The organism is Actinomyces sp. HMSC075C01 (assembly GCF_001812965.1).
GTDB lineage: Bacteria > Actinomycetota > Actinomycetes > Actinomycetales > Actinomycetaceae > Actinomyces > Actinomyces acetigenes.
Window position 1 is genome coordinate 96,022 of record NZ_KV811040.1, and the last position, 18,398, is coordinate 114,419.

The window sequence follows — 18,398 nt, forward strand, 5'->3', positions numbered from 1 at the left end:
TAGCGGCCGGCACACCGAGGCGTGCCGGCCGCTGGCGATGGCCGTGTGGTGTCGCGTCCTTCAGGGTCACGACACCACACCGGAATCAGCAGTGGCAGAGGACAGGGCGAAGCGGAGGCGCCGCCCGATCCTCGTGTCAGAAGATGACGATCGAGTCGACTTCACGCCCCTGGAGCCGGCCGCGACCGCCGAGGTCCGACAGCTCTAGAAGCATGCAGATGGCCTCCACCGAGGCGCCGGCCTGCTCAATGAGGGAAATGGAGGCGGCGGCGGTCCCACCTGTGGCCAGAACGTCGTCGATGACCAGGACGCGCGCGCCCTTGGTGACGGTCTCGGGCCTCAGCTCCATCCTGGCCGTGCCGTACTCGAGTGCGTAGTCCACGCCAATGACCGGGCCGGGCAGCTTGCCGCCCTTGCGCACCGTGATCATGCCGACCCCGAGCCGAACCGCCAAGGGCGCCGCCAGGATGAAGCCGCGCGACTCAAGCCCCGCGATCGCATCGATCCGCCCCCGGTAGTGATCGGCCAGCCCCTCGACGAGACCGGCGAAGGCCTGTCCATCGGCCAGGAGCGGAGTGATGTCCCGGAAGAGGACCCCCGGCTCGGGGAAGTCGGGAATCTCGCGCAGGTGGCTCAAGACCAGCCTGGTCAGAGACTCGGGCACCGAATCGGAATGGGCCACGGGAGCGGTCATCTGCGCTTCTTCTTCCTTTTTGGCTGAGCCGCCACGCCGAGGTGGTGGCCGGGAGTGACTGGTGAGGCGGCCGGAACCGCGTCAATCTTAGCCAGTTCCTCGACGTCGTCACCGGCCTCCTCACGACGGTGCTGGCGCGCTGCGGCAACCTTGGCGGCCTGCTCCTTGACGCGCTTCTCACGTGAGCGCAGGTCCACCAGGAGCGGGGTGGCCAGGAAGATCGAGGACAAGGTCCCGGCGATCATGCCGATGAACAGCGTCAGGGCGATGTCACGCAGCGTTCCCGCACCCAGGATGAAAGCGCCGACGAACAGCAGCGAGGCCACCGGGAGCACACCGACCACGGAGGTGTTGATCGAGCGGATGAAGGTCTGGTTGACCGCCAGGTTGGCGAGCTCGGCGTAGGTGGAACGACTCTGGGACTCAAAGCCCTCGGTGTTCTCCCGGATCTTGTCGAAGACCACCACCGTGTCGTAGAGGGAGTACCCCAGGATCGTCAGTACACCGATGATCGTGGCCGGGGTGACCTCGAATCCGGACAGGGCGTAGATGCCCACGGTGACGATGATGTCGTGGCACAGGGCGAGCAGGGCTGCAGCCGCCATCTTCCAGGTGCGGAAGTACGCCCAGATGAGCAGTCCGACGAAGATGAAGAACAGGACCAGCCCTCGAACCGCCTTCTTCGTGACGTCGGAGGACCAGGTCGGTCCCACGGTCGTCGCTGAGACGTTGGAGGCGTCGGTCTTGTAGGCGGTGGCAATCTGACCGGCCAACGAGTCGAGGCGCTGCTTGCTCAGCTGAGTGGTCTGCACCCTGACCGACGACGACCCCATGGTAGTCACCGAGGAGCCGGCCGCCAGGTCGCTCTTGGAGAGGACCTCGTTGGCGGGACGCTCTGAGGGGGAGGACAGCCCGGTGACCGTGATCTCCGAACCGCCCTTGAAGTCGATGCCCGGAGTGAGTCCCACGGTGCTCAGGAGCGTGGCCGAGCCCAGGATGATGACGACGGCGATGAGGTACCAGACTTTCCGTTTGCCGACGAAGGCGATGGATGTCTTAGCCGAGTAGAGCTCGTTACCGAGCGTGGCGAGAGACTTCACTTCGTCTCACCGTCCTTTCCCTTGTCGGCCGCGACATCGACCGCGTCGCCCTCCTGCTGCTCAGCCTCATCGTCAGCGGCCTCACCGTCGGACTCTTCAGCTGCGCGCTGCGGGCTCTCGGCGTTCCTGCGGGCCTCGGCCTTTCGGCGCGCCAGCGACCCGGCCACGCGGTCGGCGACGGCCTCGCGCCCCCTGCCGTAGGTCGAGGACGTCGCCCCGAGGTGCTCGGGGTCAAGGCCGGAGAGGCGGTGCCCCTCACCGAAGAAACGGAATCGGACGATCCACTCCATCATCGGGTGGGTGAAGAAGATGATGATGGCCAGGTCCACGCACGTGGTCACCCCCAGGGTGAAGGCGAATCCCTGGACCCCGCCGACGGCCAGGAAGTACAGGACGATCGCGGCCACGAGGTTGACGGCGTCGGACACGAGGATCGTGCGCCTGGCGTGCTTCCATCCCTCATCAATCGCAGTCCTCAGGGTCCGTCCCTGACGCACCTCGTCACGGATGCGCTCGAAGTAGATGATGAAGGAGTCGACTGTGATGCCGATGGAGATGATGAGTCCGGCGACCCCCGCCAGGGACAGGCGGTAGCCCATGGTCGCGCTCAGGGTCGCGATGACCAGGTAGGTGCCGGCTGCTGCCACCACCAGGGAGGCCACGGCCACCACCGCCAGGCCACGGTACTGCCAGGCCAGGTAGAGGATGATGAGAGCGAAGCCGATGAGCCCGGCGATCAGGCCGTTGCGCAGCTGCTCGGTTCCCAAGGTGGCGGAGATCTGCTGCTCGGACTGCACCGTGAAGCTCAGCGGCAGCGAGCCGAAGGAGAGCTGGTTGGCCAGCGTGTTGGCCTGGTTCTGGGTGAAGCCACCGGTGATCTGGACCCGCCCGTCGGTGATGGGCGAGTGGACGGTCTCGTTGAAGCCGGAGGCCATGATGGTCAGGCCGTCCAGGACGATGGCGAACTGGGCCTTGTCACCACTGCTCTGAGCCTGCTGGTTCTGAGCGCCCTGCGCGCCGGCTGCGCTCGCCTGGTCGCGGTAGGCCAGCAGCCGCTTGGACAGCTCGGCGAACTTCTTGGTGCCGTCAGCGTTGAAGGCCAGCGAGACGACCCACTGGTTGGTGGCCTGCCCTCGGGAGTCGGTTTCCAGGCCCGAGTTGGCGCTCTTGAGCTCGGTCCCGGTGATCTCGGCCGGGCCGAGGATGTAGGCGCCGTGTTGCCGGGAGCCGGCCTCCTTGGAGCAGGAGATGACGGCGACCTTGGGGTCCTGCGTCTGCCCCGTGAGGTTCTTCGGGTCGGAGCAGTCGGTCATGTAGCCGTCGTAGAGGAGCTTCTCGGTGATCCAGGAGTCCGACGAGTTCGTCTTGTCCTGAGCGGGAAGCGGGTCGGAGGAGATGACGCCGTCCTGGTTGACATCCGCCAGCTGCTTGGCGATCTCCTCGGGAGTCCTGGGCTGTGCCGTCGACTGAGCCGTGGGCTGCGCGGTGGGGGCCGGGGTTGCGGCCGGCTGCTCGCCTTCGCCTGCGCCCTCCTCCTCGGCGCCCTCCGAGTCCGCTGCCGGCTCAGTAGCCTCGCTGCTGGCGCTCGGGCTGGGCTGAGCCGTCGGCGCCGGGGTCGCCGCACCGGAGGGGTTCTGGCTGGCGATGTTCTTGGCGGCCTGCTGGGCGCTGCCCGGCAGGATGCGAAGGACCGGTCGGAAGTACATGACGGCGGAGGTCCGCACCAGCTCCAGGGTGGCCTGGCTGGGCTTGCCGGGCAGCGAGACCACGATGTTCTGTCCGCCCTGGCGGGAGATCTGCGCCTCGGAGACGCCGGAGGCGTCCACGCGCTGGCGGATGACCTCGATGGCCTGCTCGACGTCCTCGTCGCTGATGGCCGAGCCGTCGGAGGTGGTGGGCGTCAGAATGAGCTGGGTACCACCCTCGAGATCGAGGGCGAGTCCGGGGGTGAGCGAGGCCTTGTGCCTCATGCTTCCCGCCACGAGCGCACCGAAACCGATGACGAGGACGAGGATGAACATCAGGAGGCGGCGCCCTGGGCGCTTTCGCTGCTTACTGGACACGTGGTCCCTTCCTGGGGTGGAGTGTGCTCGAGCGCATGGCCCGAAGGCTGAGGTGAGTGTGGGGGTTGGGATGCTAGGCGGGCACCACCATGAGACGCACCGTTTCCGGTGGACTCAGCGAGTCGGGTCGCCAAGCACGAGTGGGGTCTGCGGGGCTCCGCTGGGAGCCGCCGCGCTCACATCGTGGGAGAACGGTCGTTTCGCGATGTCAGGACTGCGGCTCGGCCGCGTCCTGCTCGGGCTCACGGCTGTCGTCGTCAGCCTGCTCGACGTCTGAACCGGGCTCCTCATGGGCGGAGGCGGAACCGAAGGGCGGCTCCTCGATAGCAGCGATCGCCCGTTTGCTCCACAGGGTCTCGTCGCCCAGCGGTGTGGCCAGGGTGACCACATCGCCGTCGACCTCAACGACCGTGCCGTAGAAGCCTCCGATGGTGCGAACCCAGTTGCCGGGCACCAGGCCCTTCTCAGTACGGCGCTTCTGCTCCTCCTGCACCGCGCGCTGCCTGCGGCTGACGAACCACATCATCAGGAGCATCCCGATGAGCATGATCCAGAGGAAATACGACGACATGGAGGCCTCTTCCGTTTCGACTAGGCAGTCTCGGCTGATGCAGACCTACGACTGTCACAGGCCGGCAGTGGCGAGTCTATGGCACGTGGGCCAGAGCTTTACCTACCGTTGGCGAGTGGTCGGGCACAACTGGGTACCAGCCGGTTACAAAGTGATCACATTACCCGGTTGTCGCTCAGGAGAACAATGATCCCTCGGCAGGGGGCTCAAGTCCCAGGTGACTGTAGGCCGCCGGCGTGGCCGCCCGCCCCCGCGGGGTGCGCACCACCAGCCCCTCGCGCACCAGGTAGGGCTCGGCCACGGTCTCCACCGTCTCGGGCTCCTCCCCCACGCTGACCGCCAGCGTCGTCAGCCCCACCGGGCCACCGCCGAACCGCGTGCACAGGGCCTCGAGCACCTGGCGGTCCAGACGATCCAGGCCCAGGGCGTCGACCTCGAAGATGTCCAGGGCGCCGCGGGCCGCCGCCAGGTCGAGCCGGCCGGGCTGACCGTGCACCTCCGCCCAGTCCTGGACGCGGCGCAGCAGCCGGTTGGCGATACGAGGTGTGCCGCGGGAGCGTGAGGCCAGCTCCTTGGCGGCGTCAGCCTCCAGGCTCACGCCCAGCAGACCTGCACTGCGCGTGAGGATCCGGGTGAGCTCGCCCGGCCCGTAGTAGTCGAGGTGCCCGGTGAAACCGAAGCGGTCACGCAGCGGCGCGGGCAGCAGACCCGCCCTTGTGGTGGCTCCGACGACGGTGAAGGGAGGCAGGGACAGGGGGATGGAGGTCGCCCCGGGACCCTTTCCCACGACGATGTCGACGCGGAAGTCCTCCATCGCCAGGTAGAGCATCTCCTCGGCGGTCCGTGCCAGGCGGTGGATCTCATCGATGAACAGCACGTCTCCCTCCTCCAGGGAGGACAGGATGGCCGCGAGGTCTCCGGCGTGCTGGATGGCCGGTCCCGAGGTCAGGCGCAGGGAGCCGTCCACCTCTGCGGCGATGATCATGGCCAGGGTGGTCTTGCCCAGCCCGGGCGGCCCCGAGAGCAGGACGTGGTCAGCCGTCACCCCGCGGGCCAGAGCCGAGCGCAGCACCACCGAGAGCTGGCCTCGCACCACCTCCTGCCCGGTGAAGTCCTCCAAGCGCTTGGGCCGCAGGGCTGCCTCTGCGGCACGCTCGGTGGCATCGGCGCCGCCACCGACCAGGCGCTGCCGGTCGAGCTCATCGGACTCAGCCACGGCGCCCACCCCCCAACCACCTCAGGGAGGCCCGCAGCAGTGCCGCCATGTCCGGTTCCTGGTCGGCCTGGACGGTATCAGCCGTCACGGAGGTGACGGCCTGGCGCGCACTGGCCTCGTTCCAGCCGAGCTGCACCAGGGCGGCGACGACGTCGGCGTGGGGCTCGGGACCGCCTGCGGTCATCGTCTCCGTCCCCCCGACTGTCTGCACAGCGGTCCGCGTGGTCCCGAGATCATCCCCGGTGACAGGGCCCAGCTTGTCGGCCACGTCCAGGATGACGCGCTGAGCACCCTTGGGGCCGAGGCCTGGCACCCGCGTCAGGGCGGCGACGTCCTGCGAGGCGATGGCCCGCCTGAGCGCGTTAGGTGTGTGGACGGCCAGCATCGCCAGCGCCAGCTTGGCCCCGACCCCTTTGGCGCTCATCAGGGTGCGGAAGCTGTCCCTCTCATCGGTGTCGGCGAAGCCGAACAGCGTCAGCGAGTCCTCACGGACCACCATCTCGGTGTGGACGAGGGTCTCCTCACCGACCTTGAGGCCGGACAGCGTGGTGGGCGTGGCCTGGATACTCATGCCGACGCCGCCGGCCTCAATGACGGCACTGGTGAGGCCGACACTGAGGACAGTGCCGCGCAGGGAGGCGATCATGGGCGACTTCTCCTGGGGTTCTCAGCGGGTTGAGCGCCCTCAGGCCGGCTGGACGGACGCCGACGGGGCTCGAACAGACGTTCGGATCCTAGCAGCCTGAGTCCGGCGGGGCCTTCAGCGCCGCACCCGTCGCGGGTCAACGGCACCGGTGCGCCGGGCCGCGGCCTGGGCGGCGGCCCACTGGCGCTGTGCCGGCGTGCGGGCTGAGACACGCACCGCTCCCCCGGCGGAGACCATCTCGGTGGCATCGTCCGTCCCCGTTCCGCCGCCGCGCCAGCCGTGGCAGATCGCCTGGGCCAGGGCGTCGGCGGCGTCGGCCGGCCGGGGCGGGGCGTCGAGGCCGAGGATGCGGGTGACCATGGCCTGGACCTGGGTCTTGTCAGCCGTACCCGAGCCGGTGACGGCGGCCTTGGCCTCGCTGGGCGTGTGCTGAGCGACCTCCAGGCCTGCGCGCGCCGCCGTGGCCATCGCCGTGCCCATGACCTGGGCGACCCCGATGACGGAGCGCAGGTTGTCCTGCGCGAAGACCCGCTCGATGGACACCACGGAGGGGCCCAGGCGGGCGATCCAGTCCTCAATGGCCTCGGTGATGGTCAGCAGCCTCAGCTCGGGGCTTTGGGAAGGCGGCGTGCGAACCACGCCGACCTCCACCAGGCGGACCTGACGGCGAGGGTCGACGTCCACGCATCCCAGACCGCAGCGGGTCAGCCCGGGATCGATTCCCAGGACCCGCTGCTGGGCGACGACGGCGCGAGCCGAGCGCGGCCGGGAGTCGGCGAGGTCCAGGGGGCTCAGTCCTCGTCGCCTGCGAACTCGGCGGCCACCTCCGGGCTGAGGTCCACCGAGGTGTAGACGTTCTGGACGTCGTCGGAGTCCTCCAGGGCGTCGATGAGGCGGAAGACCTTCCGGGCTCCTTCGATGTCGACCTCCACCTTGGTGCCGGCGACGAACTGGACCTCGGCGGAGTCGTAGTCCATCCCCGCCTCCGTCAGGGCGGTACGCACGGCGACGATGTCGCCGGGCTCGGAGTAGATCTCGAAGGACTCGCCCATGTCCTCGACCTCCTCGGCGCCGGCTTCCAGGACGGCCATGAGGATGGAGTCCTCGTCCACGCCGTCGGCCTTGGCGACCTCGACGACGCCCTTGCGGGTGAAGTTGTAGGCCACCGAGCCGGGGTCGGCCAGGTTCCCGCCGTTGCGGGAGAAGGCCACGCGCACGTCGGAGGCGGCCCGGTTACGGTTGTCGGTGAGGCACTCGACGAGGAAGGCGACCCCTCCGGGGCCGTAGCCCTCGTACATGATGGTCTGCCAGTCGGCGCCACCGGCCTCTTCGCCACTGCCGCGCTTGACGGCGCGGGTGATGTTGTCCGCCGGCACGGAGTTCTTCTTGGCCTTCTGGATGGCGTCGAACAGAGTGGGGTTACCGGTGGGGTCACCGCCGCCGGTGCGGGCGGCGACCTCGATGTTCTTGATGAGGCGCGCGAAGAGCTTGCCGCGCTTGGCGTCAATGGCGGCCTTCTTGTGCTTGGTGGTGGCCCACTTGGAGTGACCCGACATTAATGCTCCTTGGGAGTCGATGCTGAGGGCGCGGCCGAACGTACTCAGGCCCGGCGCGTCACCATGGAGACGAAGACGTCGTGGACCCGGTGGTCGCTTCCGACCTCCGGGTGGAAGGACGTGGCGAGCAGGGCCCCTTGACGAACCGCGACGATCCTACCGCCGTCGGCCCTACCGACCCCAGCCGCACGTCCAGCACGGGTCGTGGCGAGGATCTCGACGCCCGGGCCCACCTCCTCCACCCAGGGCGCCCGGATGAAGACGGCGCGCAGCGGTCGGTCCCGTTCCGCCCCCAGTGCAGGGGCGATGAGGTCCTCCTCGTAGGAGTCCACCTGACGGCCGAAGGCGTTGCGGCGCACCGTCATGTCGATGCCCCCCAGGAAGACCTGGCCCTCCTGCGCCCCCTCGACGCGGTCGGCCAGCATGATCATCCCGGCGCAGGACCCGTAGGCGGGCAGGCCCGCACCGATGAGCTCACGCAGGGGCGCGAGCATGTCGAAGGCGACCAGCAGCGTGCTCATGGTGGTCGACTCCCCACCGGGGATCACCAGGCCGTCAAGCCGGTCGCCGGGGGCGTCGCCCAGATCGGCGGCGCAGCGTACGACGACGGGTCGCGCTCCGGCCGCCTCGAGGGCCAAGGAGTGCTCACGCACGTCGCCCTGAAGGGCCAGGATCCCGATCGTGGGGCGGGAGTCGGGTGCTGCGAGCGCGGGGAACAGCGCCCGGGGGTGGTGGGCGTCCATCGTCTGGACCGGGCGGTGGGCATGGCTCTGGTCGGTCATCGGGCTCCTTCAAGTGCTGGGGTCGAAGTGACGGGCCGGGTTCATCGCGAGCTCGGCCAGGACCTCGGCGTCCACCGGATCGGTGAAGTCGATCGGCTCACCGCTCCACCCGGCGGCGAGCTCGCGTGCAAGCACCGGCAGGCGCGCCGGGTAGATCTCCCGACCTCGTTCCTGGGCGACCCGCAGGTCATGGGGGCTCCACCAGGAGATCGAGTCGACGACATCGCGTTCCAGATCGGTCCAGCCCTCCTTGCCAACAGGGCGCCGGGTCGGCAGGTGCAGGAGGAAGAAGATCTCGTCCTGACGGCAGGTGACGGAGGCGAAGCGGAAGATCGCCTCCCGGTGGGCGACGGGGCCTTCGAGATCGACGGGGGCGACGTCGATCCCGGACTCCTCAGCCAGCTCGCGCACGGCTCCGGCGCGCGGGTCCTCGCCGGGACGGAGCCCTCCTCCCGGGGTGAAGACCCAGGTGTGATCCGGGTTGGCGGCGTCGTGCCCCACCAGGAGCAGCATGTCGGCGTCCCGGGTGACGACCAGGACCCGGGCGGCCGTCCTGAAGGGCAGACCGTCGTCGCCCAGGCTCCACTCGGTGGCGTCGAGGTGCTGGTCCCAGTCCTCGGGGACCAGCACCGGGTGGCGCCCGTCAACCAGGGGGCCGGTCACCAGCCGCGTTCCGCCAGGCGGTGGGGCTCGGGGATCTCGTCGACGTTGATCCCCACCATCGCCTCGCCCAGTCCGCGCGAGACCTCGGCGATGACGTCGGGGGCGTCGAACTGAGCGGTGGCGCGCACGATGGCGGCGGCCCGCTTGGCGGGGTCACCGGACTTGAAGATGCCCGAGCCCACGAACACGCCCTCGGCCCCCATCTGCATCATCATGGCGGCGTCGGCCGGGGTGGCGATGCCACCGGCGGTGAACAGCACGACCGGCAGGTGACCGGTGCGGGCAACCTCGGCGACGAGCTCGTAGGGGGCGGCCAGCTCCTTGGCGGCCACATAGAGCTCGTCCTCAGGCAGCGAGGTCAGGCGACGGATCTCATCGCGGATCGTGCGCATGTGGGTCACTGCGTTGGAGACGTCCCCGGTTCCGGCCTCCCCCTTGGAGCGGATCATGGCCGCGCCCTCGGTGATGCGGCGCAGCGCCTCGCCCAGGTTGGTGGCTCCGCACACGAAAGGAACGGTGAAGGACAGCTTGTCGATGTGGTGGGTGTAGTCGGCCGGGGTCAGGACCTCGGACTCATCGATGTAGTCCACGCCGAGGCTCTGGAGGACCTGGGCCTCCACGAAGTGGCCGATACGGGCCTTGGCCATCACTGGGATGGAGACCGCCTCGATGATGCCAGTGATGAGGTCGGGGTCGCTCATGCGGGCAACGCCGCCCTGGGCTCGGATGTCGGCGGGGACGCGCTCGAGCGCCATGACGGCGACGGCTCCCGCGTCCTGAGCGATACGGGCCTGCTCGGGCGTGACGACGTCCATGATGACTCCACCCTTGAGCATGTCCGCCATGCCGCGTTTGACGGTGAGGGTGCCGGTGCTGGGTGTGATCTGCTCTGTGCTCAATCGTGGTCCTCTGGCCGTGAGCCGTGGCTGCCGCTCGGGGGCGACAGCAACGTCTCCGTGAAAATGCTGACGCCGCGCATGCTACTCCGTGCCTGCGCAACAGTCCCCGGTACTCGCGCAGCAAGACCTGAACCGTCGCAGGACATTCGGCTCCTGACGCCTCCTAGCCGGCCCCGAGGAAGGATCGGCGCGCCGAGCTGATTCGGGTGAGCAGCTCGGTCTCCTTGACCGACAGCTCTCCCTGAACATGGCTGTCCACCGCCTGCTGGCGCAGCTGAGCGAGCTCCGCAGCGCCTTTCTGGAACGTGTTCATGGCCGCTGCGGCCTGCGGCCCCCTGGTGACGGCCCACCGTCTGCCCGCCCGACGCCCCCCACCGGTGGTGAGCATCTGAACCTCGGCCGGGGAGAACCAGCCGGCGTGGGCGTAGTCCTCTATCCCCCGGCGCATGGACCGGCGCTCACTCCAACGCAACCACGAGACCAGCCCGGCGCACAGAGCGTAGAAGGGGAACTGAAGCAGCAGATACACCCCGAAGTTCTCGGCGACGAACCCGTTCCAGGTCGCGTGAAGCACAATGGCACCGACCAGGCCCACAGGAGCCATCCACGCCCAAGCGTACTGGGACCGCCGGCGAGAGGAGACGCCGATGGCCACCCCCGTGCAAGCCGTGAACGTCAGGTGAGCGAATGGAGACAGCAGTGCGCGCATGACGAAAATGGTCCTCACGTACTCCCATCCCTGAACGAAGTAGAGAATATTCTCAACGAAGGCGAATCCGGCGGCAGTGAACGCCGCATACACGACCCCGTCAATCGTCCCATTGATCGCGCGGCGCCAGATGAGGAAGACGAACAGGACGCCCAGCCCCTTGGTCAGCTCCTCAACCAGAGGCGCTGAAATCACACCGGCCGCACCCGGGTCCCCCATGGCCTCGGTGATGACCCGAGCCACCCAGCCATTGACCACCATGGAGCACAGGGTGGACACGCTCGTCCCCCACAGGAATGCCACTATGAGAGTGACCGCTGTGAACACCCCGGGAGGCCTGGGCTCCCAGCGAACGTACCAGAACACTCCCGCGAGCAGCATCGTGACCGCCAGCACACCGCATAGCGGGATGAGCGCCAACAGAAACGACGGGAGCACGACCGGCCCGAAGTCCTTATGAAGCCCTGAGAAGAAATACAGGGTGTACAGGGAGAAGAGAACGATCGCGGTCAGCATGACGAGTGCCCCGACCTTCGCCGGAATACCAGGTGGGATGAGGGAGGCCACCTGCGCGTGCTGCTGCCGGCCATCCTCAGGATCCGTGGCCCGCGAAGGAGGCGTGCCCTGAGAGTCACGATGAACCTGGTAACGCTGCCCGACTCCGGTCAGGGGACCGGAATCGGCTGAGATCTGCGGCAGGGCGCTAGAGCGCTGGTATCCGGGGCGGGGGGCCCAGGGACTGGGGGGCATGCTCATGGATTCACCTCGGTTGCACCTCGTCGTCGCGCTCGGGCTGCGTCTCGGGGGTAGTGTCGTCGTCGGCGTCGAAGGTCTGGGGCATGGGCGCGTGCCCAGCCAGGTGGAACATCCGGACGAGTAGCCGTCCCCTGAGCGCCTGGGCCTCACTGACGTGGGTGTTGTGGAACCTGCGGGCCAGGACCAGGCGGGAGCAGGCCCGGTCCAGGCGGTTGAGCGCGGGCACGCTCAGTGGGTCGGCGGACAGCTCGCGGCGTGCGGGCTCGCAGACCACTGTCCGCAGAACCCTGCTGAGATCGGACTCGATGAGGGCCCGGCTGCGGGTGGTTGGCGCCGGGAGCGCTGCACCGCCTGAAGCAGGATGAGAAGAAGGGGTGCCCTCAAGAGGCGTGGAGGTGTCCAGACCGTCGTCGACGAGAGGCCCCTCGGCATCCAGTGCCTCGCGGGCGGCCCGGCTGAGCAGCAGTCCGGAGGCCGGATCCAGGGCCGGGACGGTGGCCAGCTCCGCCGCGGCCTCAGCCCGGTGCACGAGCTGGGCCTCAAGCGTGGCTCGGGCTCCCAGCACCTGCCGGTGCAGCCGGTCGACTCGCACCGCCCTGGCATAGAGGGCCCACCCGGTGGCCACGGCCAGCCCGATCAGCAGCACGACGATGCTCCACATCGGCGCAGTCGTCACACCGGTCCCCGCGGAGGAGAGCGCTGGTAGGGCAGTAGTCGCACCGGCCGGGATATCAACGGGCTGCGTCATGGCCGTCGTCATGGTTGCTGCCATGGTCGGTTCCTCATCACTCCTGAGATCAGCTGTTAGTCATCCAGGGCATCGCGCAGCCGGCCCAGCATGGTGCGCGAACCGGGGGCGGGCTCCACCCGGGTGTGGGCGGTGGACAGGGCCATGTCGTAGACGTCAAGGACCTCGTCGGTGACCGCGGACCAGTCGTAGCGGCCGACCACCTGACTGGCCGCTTGGACGCGGGCCTGGGCGGCGGTGGCGTCCTGCAGGGTATCGATGATGACTCGGGCCAGGTCACCGCCGTCCTCGTTGTGGAACAGCGCCCCGTAACGGCCCTCGCCGAGCACGTCGGAGAAGGCCTTGAGGTCGGAGGCGATGACCCGGGTACCGGCGGCCATGGCCTCCACCAGGACGATGCCGAAGGACTCCCCTCCGGTCTGCGGGGCCACGTAGCAGCTGGCCGAGGCCAGCATGGCGGCCTTGTCCTCGTCGCTGACCCCTCCCAGGAAGACCACGGAGTCACCGAAGCGGGCCAGCTCCTCACGGATCTCCTGGGCCTGCCCTCGTCCTGCGACGAGGAAGCGCGCTCCCGGCACCGATTCCAGCACCGTCGGGATGGCGTCGGCCAGGACCCGCAGTCCCTTGCGGGGCTCGTCCAGGCGCCCCAGGAAGGAGATGGTGGGGGCCTCGTCCGTGCCCCGGAACCGGGGGTCGTCCTTGGGCGCGTCGGCGAAGGGCCCCACATTGACACCGTTGGGAATGACGACGGCGTCACCGCCGTGGTACTGGATGAGGGTGCGGCGGGCCTCCTCGGAGACGGCGATGCGCGCCGAGAGCTTCTCCATGAGCGGCACCGTCGCCGGACTCAACAGCTCACGGGCCAGCGAACGGTCCATGGCGGCGTGGAAGGTGCCCACAACCGGTCCGGTGGCGGCCTGCAGGGCCAGCATCCCGACACTGGGGGTGATGGGCTCGTGGATGTGAAGGATGTCGAAGTCCCCGGCATCGAGCCAGCGTCGGGCCCGCCTGGCCACGAGGGCACCGAAGTTGAGCCGCGCCACCGAGCCGTTGTAGGGAATGGCGATGGAGTCGCCGGCGCTGGTGACCCAGTCCGGCAGGTCGGTGTCCTGGGAGGCCGGCGCCAGGACCTGGACCTCGTGGCCACGGCGGAAGAGCTCACTGGCCAGGTCCATGACGTGGACCTGGACTCCTCCGTGAGCGTCAAAGGAGTAGGGGCAGACGATACCGATCCTCATGCGTCCTCCTCGTGGGCGACCTGCTGGTCACGGGCGTGGCTGCGAGCCAGGCGCTCCTGGTCCAGGTCGGCGTCGAAGACGGGCTGGAGCATGTGCCAGTCCTCAGCGTGCTCAGCGATCAGGGGCTCCAGCGCGGCGACCCAGGCGCGAGTGTGCGCTACGACCTGCTCGCGTCCCTCCAGTTGCCGGGGCGCCGGAACCCTGCGGGCGGTCAGCACGAGCCCCCAGGGCGATCCGGCCAGGCGGCGTCGCTGGCCGCTCAGTGGCTCGTAGTGGATCGAGGCGGCGTACAGGGGGCGTCCCAGGCGCTGGGCGATCGCCGCGGGACCGGCGGCCACCCGGGCGGTGGCGCCGCCCAGCTGCGCGGTGATGCCGGCCGAGGACAGGTCCCGATCGGCCAGGAGCGCGACGACGTAGTGCCCCTGGCTCGCCGTTTGCAGGAGGCGGTCGAAGACCTTCTCCCCGTGGGCCTGGCCGATGATGCGCATGCCTAGCAACTGACGGAAGGACACGAACTGTTCGAAGAGGTCCTCGGGCTCCAGGCGCTCGGCGACGGTCAGGACGGTGGCCAGCTCACGGCAGGCCCAGGCCCCGATGAGGTCCCAGTTGCCCATGTGCGGCAGGGCCATGACGACGCTACCGGCGCGCACGTCCTCATGGAGCTGGGGGTCGATGTCGGTGCGCACGCGCGCGAGGACCTGTTCCGGGGTGATTCCGGGCAGGGCGAAGGCCTCGTAGAAGTAGCGCATGTAGGAGCGCATGCCGGCTCGGGTGGCCTGGCGCAGAGCACGTGGCGGAGTCCCCGGGGGGAGGATGCGCGCCAGGTTGCGCTCGAGCTGTCCCACCCCGGTGGCGGAGCGCCTGAGGCGCTGCCAGGCCCACAGCGCGTCCGCGACGGTGTGCGCCAGGCCGTAGCCCACCGGCGCGGGCAGGTGGCGGGTACCGCGCCAGGCCAGGCGGTAGGCGTCGGAGACGGCGGGCAGGCGCAGCCTCATGCCGGATCATCCGCCTGACGGACCTGCTGGGAGACGGCGCGCACGCGCTGGATCACGGTGATGAAGGAGGCGATCGCCACATAGAGCAGACCGATGGTGAGCACCCACTGGGGAGCCCCGAGCCCCACGATGAAGGTGGCGCCGAGCGCTACGAGGAGCCGGTCGGTGCGCTCGGCGATCCCCACGGAGGCGGTGGCGCCGATGGACTCGGCCCGGGCGCGGGCGTAAGGAACCGTGGCCGCCATGACGACGGCGACCAGGGCCGCTGCGACAGTCACGGTGCGCAGCAAGCCGGTGGGCATGGACAGGGCCGCCCAGGCCGCGAGGGAGCCCAGGACGGCCCCGTCGGCGAGACGGTCCATGGTGGAGTCCAGGAAGGCTCCGAAGACTGAGCTCTTCCCGGTGGCTCGGGCCAGAATGCCGTCGAAGGAGTCGGCCACCAGAACCACGAGCAGGACGAGGGGCCCGGCCACGAAGTGCCCCTGCGGCAGCAGGGTGACCGCTGCCGTCACGGACAGGACCGTTCCGGTGACAGTGAGCATGTTGGGGGTCACCCCGAGCCGCCCGAGCGCGAGGGCGGGACGGGTGAACAGGGCCTTGGTCAGGCCGCGGCCGTGGTTGCCGAGCATGAGATCCTTAGGTCTCGGGTGAAGCAGTCAGAGAGACGAGCCGTGATGGCACGGGATGGACTGGGACGGAGGGGGTTGCCCTCATCCTGGCGGAGTGCGTCAAGAAGGGCCAAGGGAATCAGTCCCCGCTCTGCCCGGTCCGGGCGGACCAGGCGGCGGCGAGCATGTCCCGCTGCTCGCCGAGCAGCTGGGGCACGGGCTTGGTCCGGCCGATGATGGGCATGAAGTTCGCGTCCCCTTTCCAGCGCGGCACGATGTGCTGGTGGAGGTGAGCGGCGATCCCCGCACCGGCGACCTCGCCTTGGTTCATCCCCAGGTTGAATCCGTGGGGATGGCTCACCGAGCGCACGACACTCATGGCCGTGGCGGTCAGCTCACCGATCTCCTGACGCTCGGGCGCGGTGGCCTCGGTCCAGTCGGAGATGTGCCGGTAGGGGCACACCAGCAGGTGACCGGTGTTGTACGGGTACAGGTTCATGATGACGTAGCTGGTCTGGCCCCGGTGGACGATGAGGGCCTCCTCATCATCGCGTTCCGGCCCGGCGCAGAACGGGCACTGTGCGGGGGTGTCGTCCGAGGGCTTGTTCTGCCCCCCGATGTAGACCATGCGGTGCGGGGTCCACAGACGCTGAAAGGCCTGCGGAGCGCCCTCGTGGTAGAAGGGCGCCTCCACCTCGACGTGGTCACCGGCTCCGGGGGCGCTGATCGTCGCTCCAGTCGCTTCCTCAGTCACTGTGCAGCTTCTCCCCTGCCGGGTCGTTGATACGGGCGTTGATGACACTGACGATGTGGCTCACGGCCTCCTTGACGGGCACGCCGTTGGTCTGCTGACCGTCACGGAACCGGAAGGAGACGGCGCCGGCCTCGGCGTCCTCTCCCCCGGCGATGAGGGTGAAGGGGATCTTGTCCTTCGAGGCGTTGCGGATCTTCTTGCCGAAGCGGTCATCGGAGTGGTCCACCTCGACGCGCACTCCCTGAGCGCGCAGCTGGGCGGCGACGTCGTCGACGTAGGCGTCGAAGGCCTCGGCCACGGGAATGAGGCGGACCTGCACCGGGGAGAGCCAGGTGGGGAAGGCCCCCGCGTAGTGCTCGGTGAGCACCCCGATGAAGCGCTCCACACTGCCCAGCTTGGCCGAGTGGATCATGATGGGACGCTGGTGGGTGCCGTCGGCGGCCGTGTACTCCAGGTCGAAGCGCTCGGGCTGGTTGAAGTCGTACTGGATGGTGGACATCTGCCAGGTCCGGCCGATGGCGTCCTTGACCTGGACCGAGACCTTGGGGCCGTAGAAGGCGGCGCCGCCCGGGTCGGGAACGACCTTCAGGCCGGAGGCGTCGCAGGCGTTCTGGAGGGCCTGCGTGGCGGCGGCCCAGTCGGCGTCGGAGCCGATGAACTTGTCCTTCTTGGCTCCGTCCTCATCGCGGGTGGACAGCTCGAGGTAGAAGTCGGTCAGTCCGAAGGCCTGGAGGATGGACAGGAAGAAGTCGATCTGGGCGCGGATCTCCTCACCGGCCTGCTCCGGGGTGCAGTAGGTGTGGGAGTCGTCCTGGGTGAAGCCGCGCATGCGGGTGAGCCCGTGGACGACGCCGGACTTCTCGTAGCGGTAGTCGTGGCCCATCTCGAAGAAGCGCAGCGGCAGCTCGCGGTAGGAGCGCCCGCGGGAGCGGAAGATGAGGTTGTGCATCGGGCAGTTCATGGCCTTGAGGTAGTACTCCTGGCCGGCCTTGGTGATGTTGCCCTCGGCGTCGCGCTCCTCGTCGGCGAGCATGGGCGGGAACATGGTGTCGGCGTAGTAGGGCAGGTGGCCCGAGGTGTGGAAGAGCCCGCCCTTGGAGATCTCGGGGGTGTGGACGAAGTCGAAGCCGTAGTCCAGGTGTCGCTCGACGACGTACTGCTCGATCTGGTGGCGCAGCATGGCGCCCTTGGGGTGGAAGACCACCAGGCCGGGGCCGATCTCCTCGGGGAAGGAGTAGAGGTCGAGCTCGGCGCCGAGCCTGCGGTGGTCACGCTTGGCGGCCTCGGCCAGGCGGGTCTGGTAGGCCTTGAGCTCGTCCCTGGTCGCCCAGGCAGTGCCGTAGATGCGCTGGAGGGAGTCGCCGGACTGGTCGCCCTTCCAGTAGGCCGAGGAGGACTTGGTCAGCGCGAAGCCCTGCCCGATGAGGCGGGTCGAGGGCAGGTGCGGGCCACGGCACAGGTCGGTCCAGGCGACGCTGCCGTCGCGTCGGACGTTGTCGTACATGGTCAGCCCGCCGGCGCCGACCTCGACCGAGGCGCCCTCGGCACCCGCGCCCTTGGTGGTGATGAGCTCGAGCTTGTAGGGCTGGTCGGCCAGCTCCTCACGCCCCTCGGCCTCGGTGATGTCGCGGCGCACGAAGCGCTGCCCCTCCTTGACGATGCGCTTCATGCGCTTCTCGATCTCGCGCAGCATCTCGGGGGTGACGGCGTCGATGGCTCCGAAGTCGTAGTAGAAGCCGTCAGTGATGAAGGGGCCGATACCCAGGTTGACGCCCGGGAACATCTCCTGGACGGCCTGGGCCATGACGTGGGTGGCGCTGTGGCGCAGGATGTTGAGTCCGTCCTCACTGGACAGGGTGATCGGCTCGACGACGGCGCCGGCCGGGATCTGGCGCTCCAGATCCCAGGGCTCGCCGTTGACGCGCATCGCGACGACGCCGTCCTTCTTGACGGCGTCCTGCAGGAGGAGCGCCCCCGTGCTGCCCGCCTCAATGGTGCAGGGCGCGCCGTCGAGGGTGATCTCAATCTTGGGCTGGTCTGACACGGGCTCGTCTCCTCTACTGCATCGGTGCGGGGCGCTGTACTGGTGCACCCCGGCTCGGCCGCGAGTCTACGTCGTGGTCGCGCGGGCTCAGTCCTCCCGTGAGCCGCGCCGCGCGCGCAGTGCGTCACGCAGGCGCTTGGCGACGGACATCCCGGAGTAGATGACGCGGGAGACGGGGACGTCCCAGGCCCCGTCCACCTCAGTGACGTGCTGGGCATAGCGCTTCTTGTACTGGCCCACCGTGTAGAGCGCGGGGACGCGGGTGGAGCCGGCGCCCATGAGGTCGAGGCCGCGGTAGCCCTCCTGGGCCAGGGTGCAGGCGGCCCACCAGTCCAGGGCCTCGGCCCCGCGGAAGG

At 68.9% G+C, this 18,398-nt stretch carries 18 protein-coding genes and 1 pseudogene; all 19 read right to left on the bottom strand.

Going from position 1 to position 18,398, the window contains the following annotated elements; translation table 11 throughout:
• Positions 1-136: 136 nt before the first annotated feature.
• A complete protein-coding gene (locus HMPREF2883_RS13135; protein ID WP_081381219.1) occupies positions 137-694 on the bottom strand; it encodes an adenine phosphoribosyltransferase in 558 nt (185 codons plus the stop codon).
• Positions 691-1,794, bottom strand: coding sequence for a protein translocase subunit SecF (secF, locus tag HMPREF2883_RS13140; protein WP_070663048.1), 1,104 nt, complete (start codon positions 1,792-1,794; stop codon positions 691-693). The genes HMPREF2883_RS13135 and secF overlap by 4 nt, the downstream gene beginning before the upstream one ends.
• A complete protein-coding gene (gene secD, locus HMPREF2883_RS13145) occupies positions 1,791-3,857 on the bottom strand; it encodes a protein translocase subunit SecD (protein ID WP_070663049.1) in 2,067 nt (688 codons plus the stop codon). Before secD ends, secF begins: the two co-directional genes overlap by 4 nt.
• Before the next feature lie 208 nt (positions 3,858-4,065).
• A complete protein-coding gene (gene yajC / locus HMPREF2883_RS13150) occupies positions 4,066-4,428 on the bottom strand; it encodes a preprotein translocase subunit YajC (RefSeq protein WP_070663050.1) in 363 nt (120 codons plus the stop codon).
• 175 nt (positions 4,429-4,603) lie between these two features.
• On the bottom strand, positions 4,604-5,644 hold the full coding sequence (gene ruvB, locus HMPREF2883_RS13155; RefSeq protein WP_070663110.1) for a Holliday junction branch migration DNA helicase RuvB: 1,041 nt from the start codon (positions 5,642-5,644) through the stop codon (positions 4,604-4,606).
• A complete protein-coding gene (gene ruvA / locus HMPREF2883_RS13160) occupies positions 5,637-6,290 on the bottom strand; it encodes a Holliday junction branch migration protein RuvA (protein ID WP_070663051.1) in 654 nt (217 codons plus the stop codon). The genes ruvB and ruvA overlap by 8 nt, the downstream gene beginning before the upstream one ends.
• A gap of 114 nt (positions 6,291-6,404) precedes the next feature.
• Positions 6,405-7,010, bottom strand: a complete 606-nt coding sequence (locus tag HMPREF2883_RS13165; protein WP_256277504.1) for a crossover junction endodeoxyribonuclease RuvC — start codon at positions 7,008-7,010, stop codon at positions 6,405-6,407.
• A 71-nt stretch (positions 7,011-7,081) separates the two neighbouring features.
• The gene (locus tag HMPREF2883_RS13170; RefSeq protein WP_070663053.1) at positions 7,082-7,846 is read right to left on the bottom strand and encodes a YebC/PmpR family DNA-binding transcriptional regulator; all 765 of its coding nucleotides are present in this window, start codon (positions 7,844-7,846) and stop codon (positions 7,082-7,084) included.
• 44 nt (positions 7,847-7,890) lie between these two features.
• On the bottom strand, positions 7,891-8,589 hold the full coding sequence (gene pdxT / locus HMPREF2883_RS13175; protein WP_218079151.1) for a pyridoxal 5'-phosphate synthase glutaminase subunit PdxT: 699 nt from the start codon (positions 8,587-8,589) through the stop codon (positions 7,891-7,893).
• Between the two features lie 48 nt (positions 8,590-8,637).
• A complete protein-coding gene (locus tag HMPREF2883_RS13180; protein ID WP_256277492.1) occupies positions 8,638-9,291 on the bottom strand; it encodes an NUDIX hydrolase in 654 nt (217 codons plus the stop codon).
• Complete coding sequence (pdxS, locus tag HMPREF2883_RS13185) at positions 9,288-10,190, bottom strand: pyridoxal 5'-phosphate synthase lyase subunit PdxS (protein ID WP_070663055.1); 903 nt, start codon at positions 10,188-10,190, stop codon at positions 9,288-9,290. Before pdxS ends, HMPREF2883_RS13180 begins: the two co-directional genes overlap by 4 nt.
• A 163-nt stretch (positions 10,191-10,353) precedes the next feature.
• Entirely contained in the window at positions 10,354-11,655 is a 1,302-nt protein-coding gene (locus HMPREF2883_RS13190) for a PrsW family intramembrane metalloprotease (protein ID WP_070663056.1), read from the bottom strand.
• A gap of 4 nt (positions 11,656-11,659) precedes the next feature.
• On the bottom strand, positions 11,660-12,427 hold the full coding sequence (locus tag HMPREF2883_RS13195) for a hypothetical protein (protein WP_081379596.1): 768 nt from the start codon (positions 12,425-12,427) through the stop codon (positions 11,660-11,662).
• Between the two features lie 32 nt (positions 12,428-12,459).
• A complete protein-coding gene (locus tag HMPREF2883_RS13200) occupies positions 12,460-13,641 on the bottom strand; it encodes a glycosyltransferase family 4 protein (RefSeq protein WP_070663058.1) in 1,182 nt (393 codons plus the stop codon).
• A complete protein-coding gene (locus tag HMPREF2883_RS13205) occupies positions 13,638-14,636 on the bottom strand; it encodes a phosphatidylinositol mannoside acyltransferase (protein ID WP_070663059.1) in 999 nt (332 codons plus the stop codon). Before HMPREF2883_RS13205 ends, HMPREF2883_RS13200 begins: the two co-directional genes overlap by 4 nt.
• Complete coding sequence (gene pgsA / locus HMPREF2883_RS13210) at positions 14,633-15,265, bottom strand: phosphatidylinositol phosphate synthase (protein WP_070663060.1); 633 nt, start codon at positions 15,263-15,265, stop codon at positions 14,633-14,635. Before pgsA ends, HMPREF2883_RS13205 begins: the two co-directional genes overlap by 4 nt.
• A gap of 118 nt (positions 15,266-15,383) precedes the next feature.
• On the bottom strand, positions 15,384-15,998 hold the full coding sequence (locus HMPREF2883_RS13215; protein ID WP_070663061.1) for an HIT family protein: 615 nt from the start codon (positions 15,996-15,998) through the stop codon (positions 15,384-15,386).
• On the bottom strand, positions 15,991-18,042 hold the full coding sequence (thrS, locus tag HMPREF2883_RS13220) for a threonine--tRNA ligase (RefSeq protein WP_070663062.1): 2,052 nt from the start codon (positions 18,040-18,042) through the stop codon (positions 15,991-15,993). Before thrS ends, HMPREF2883_RS13215 begins: the two co-directional genes overlap by 8 nt.
• A gap of 87 nt (positions 18,043-18,129) precedes the next feature.
• Positions 18,130-18,398 (bottom strand): annotated as a pseudogene (locus tag HMPREF2883_RS13225) (FemAB family protein); the annotation flags it as partial.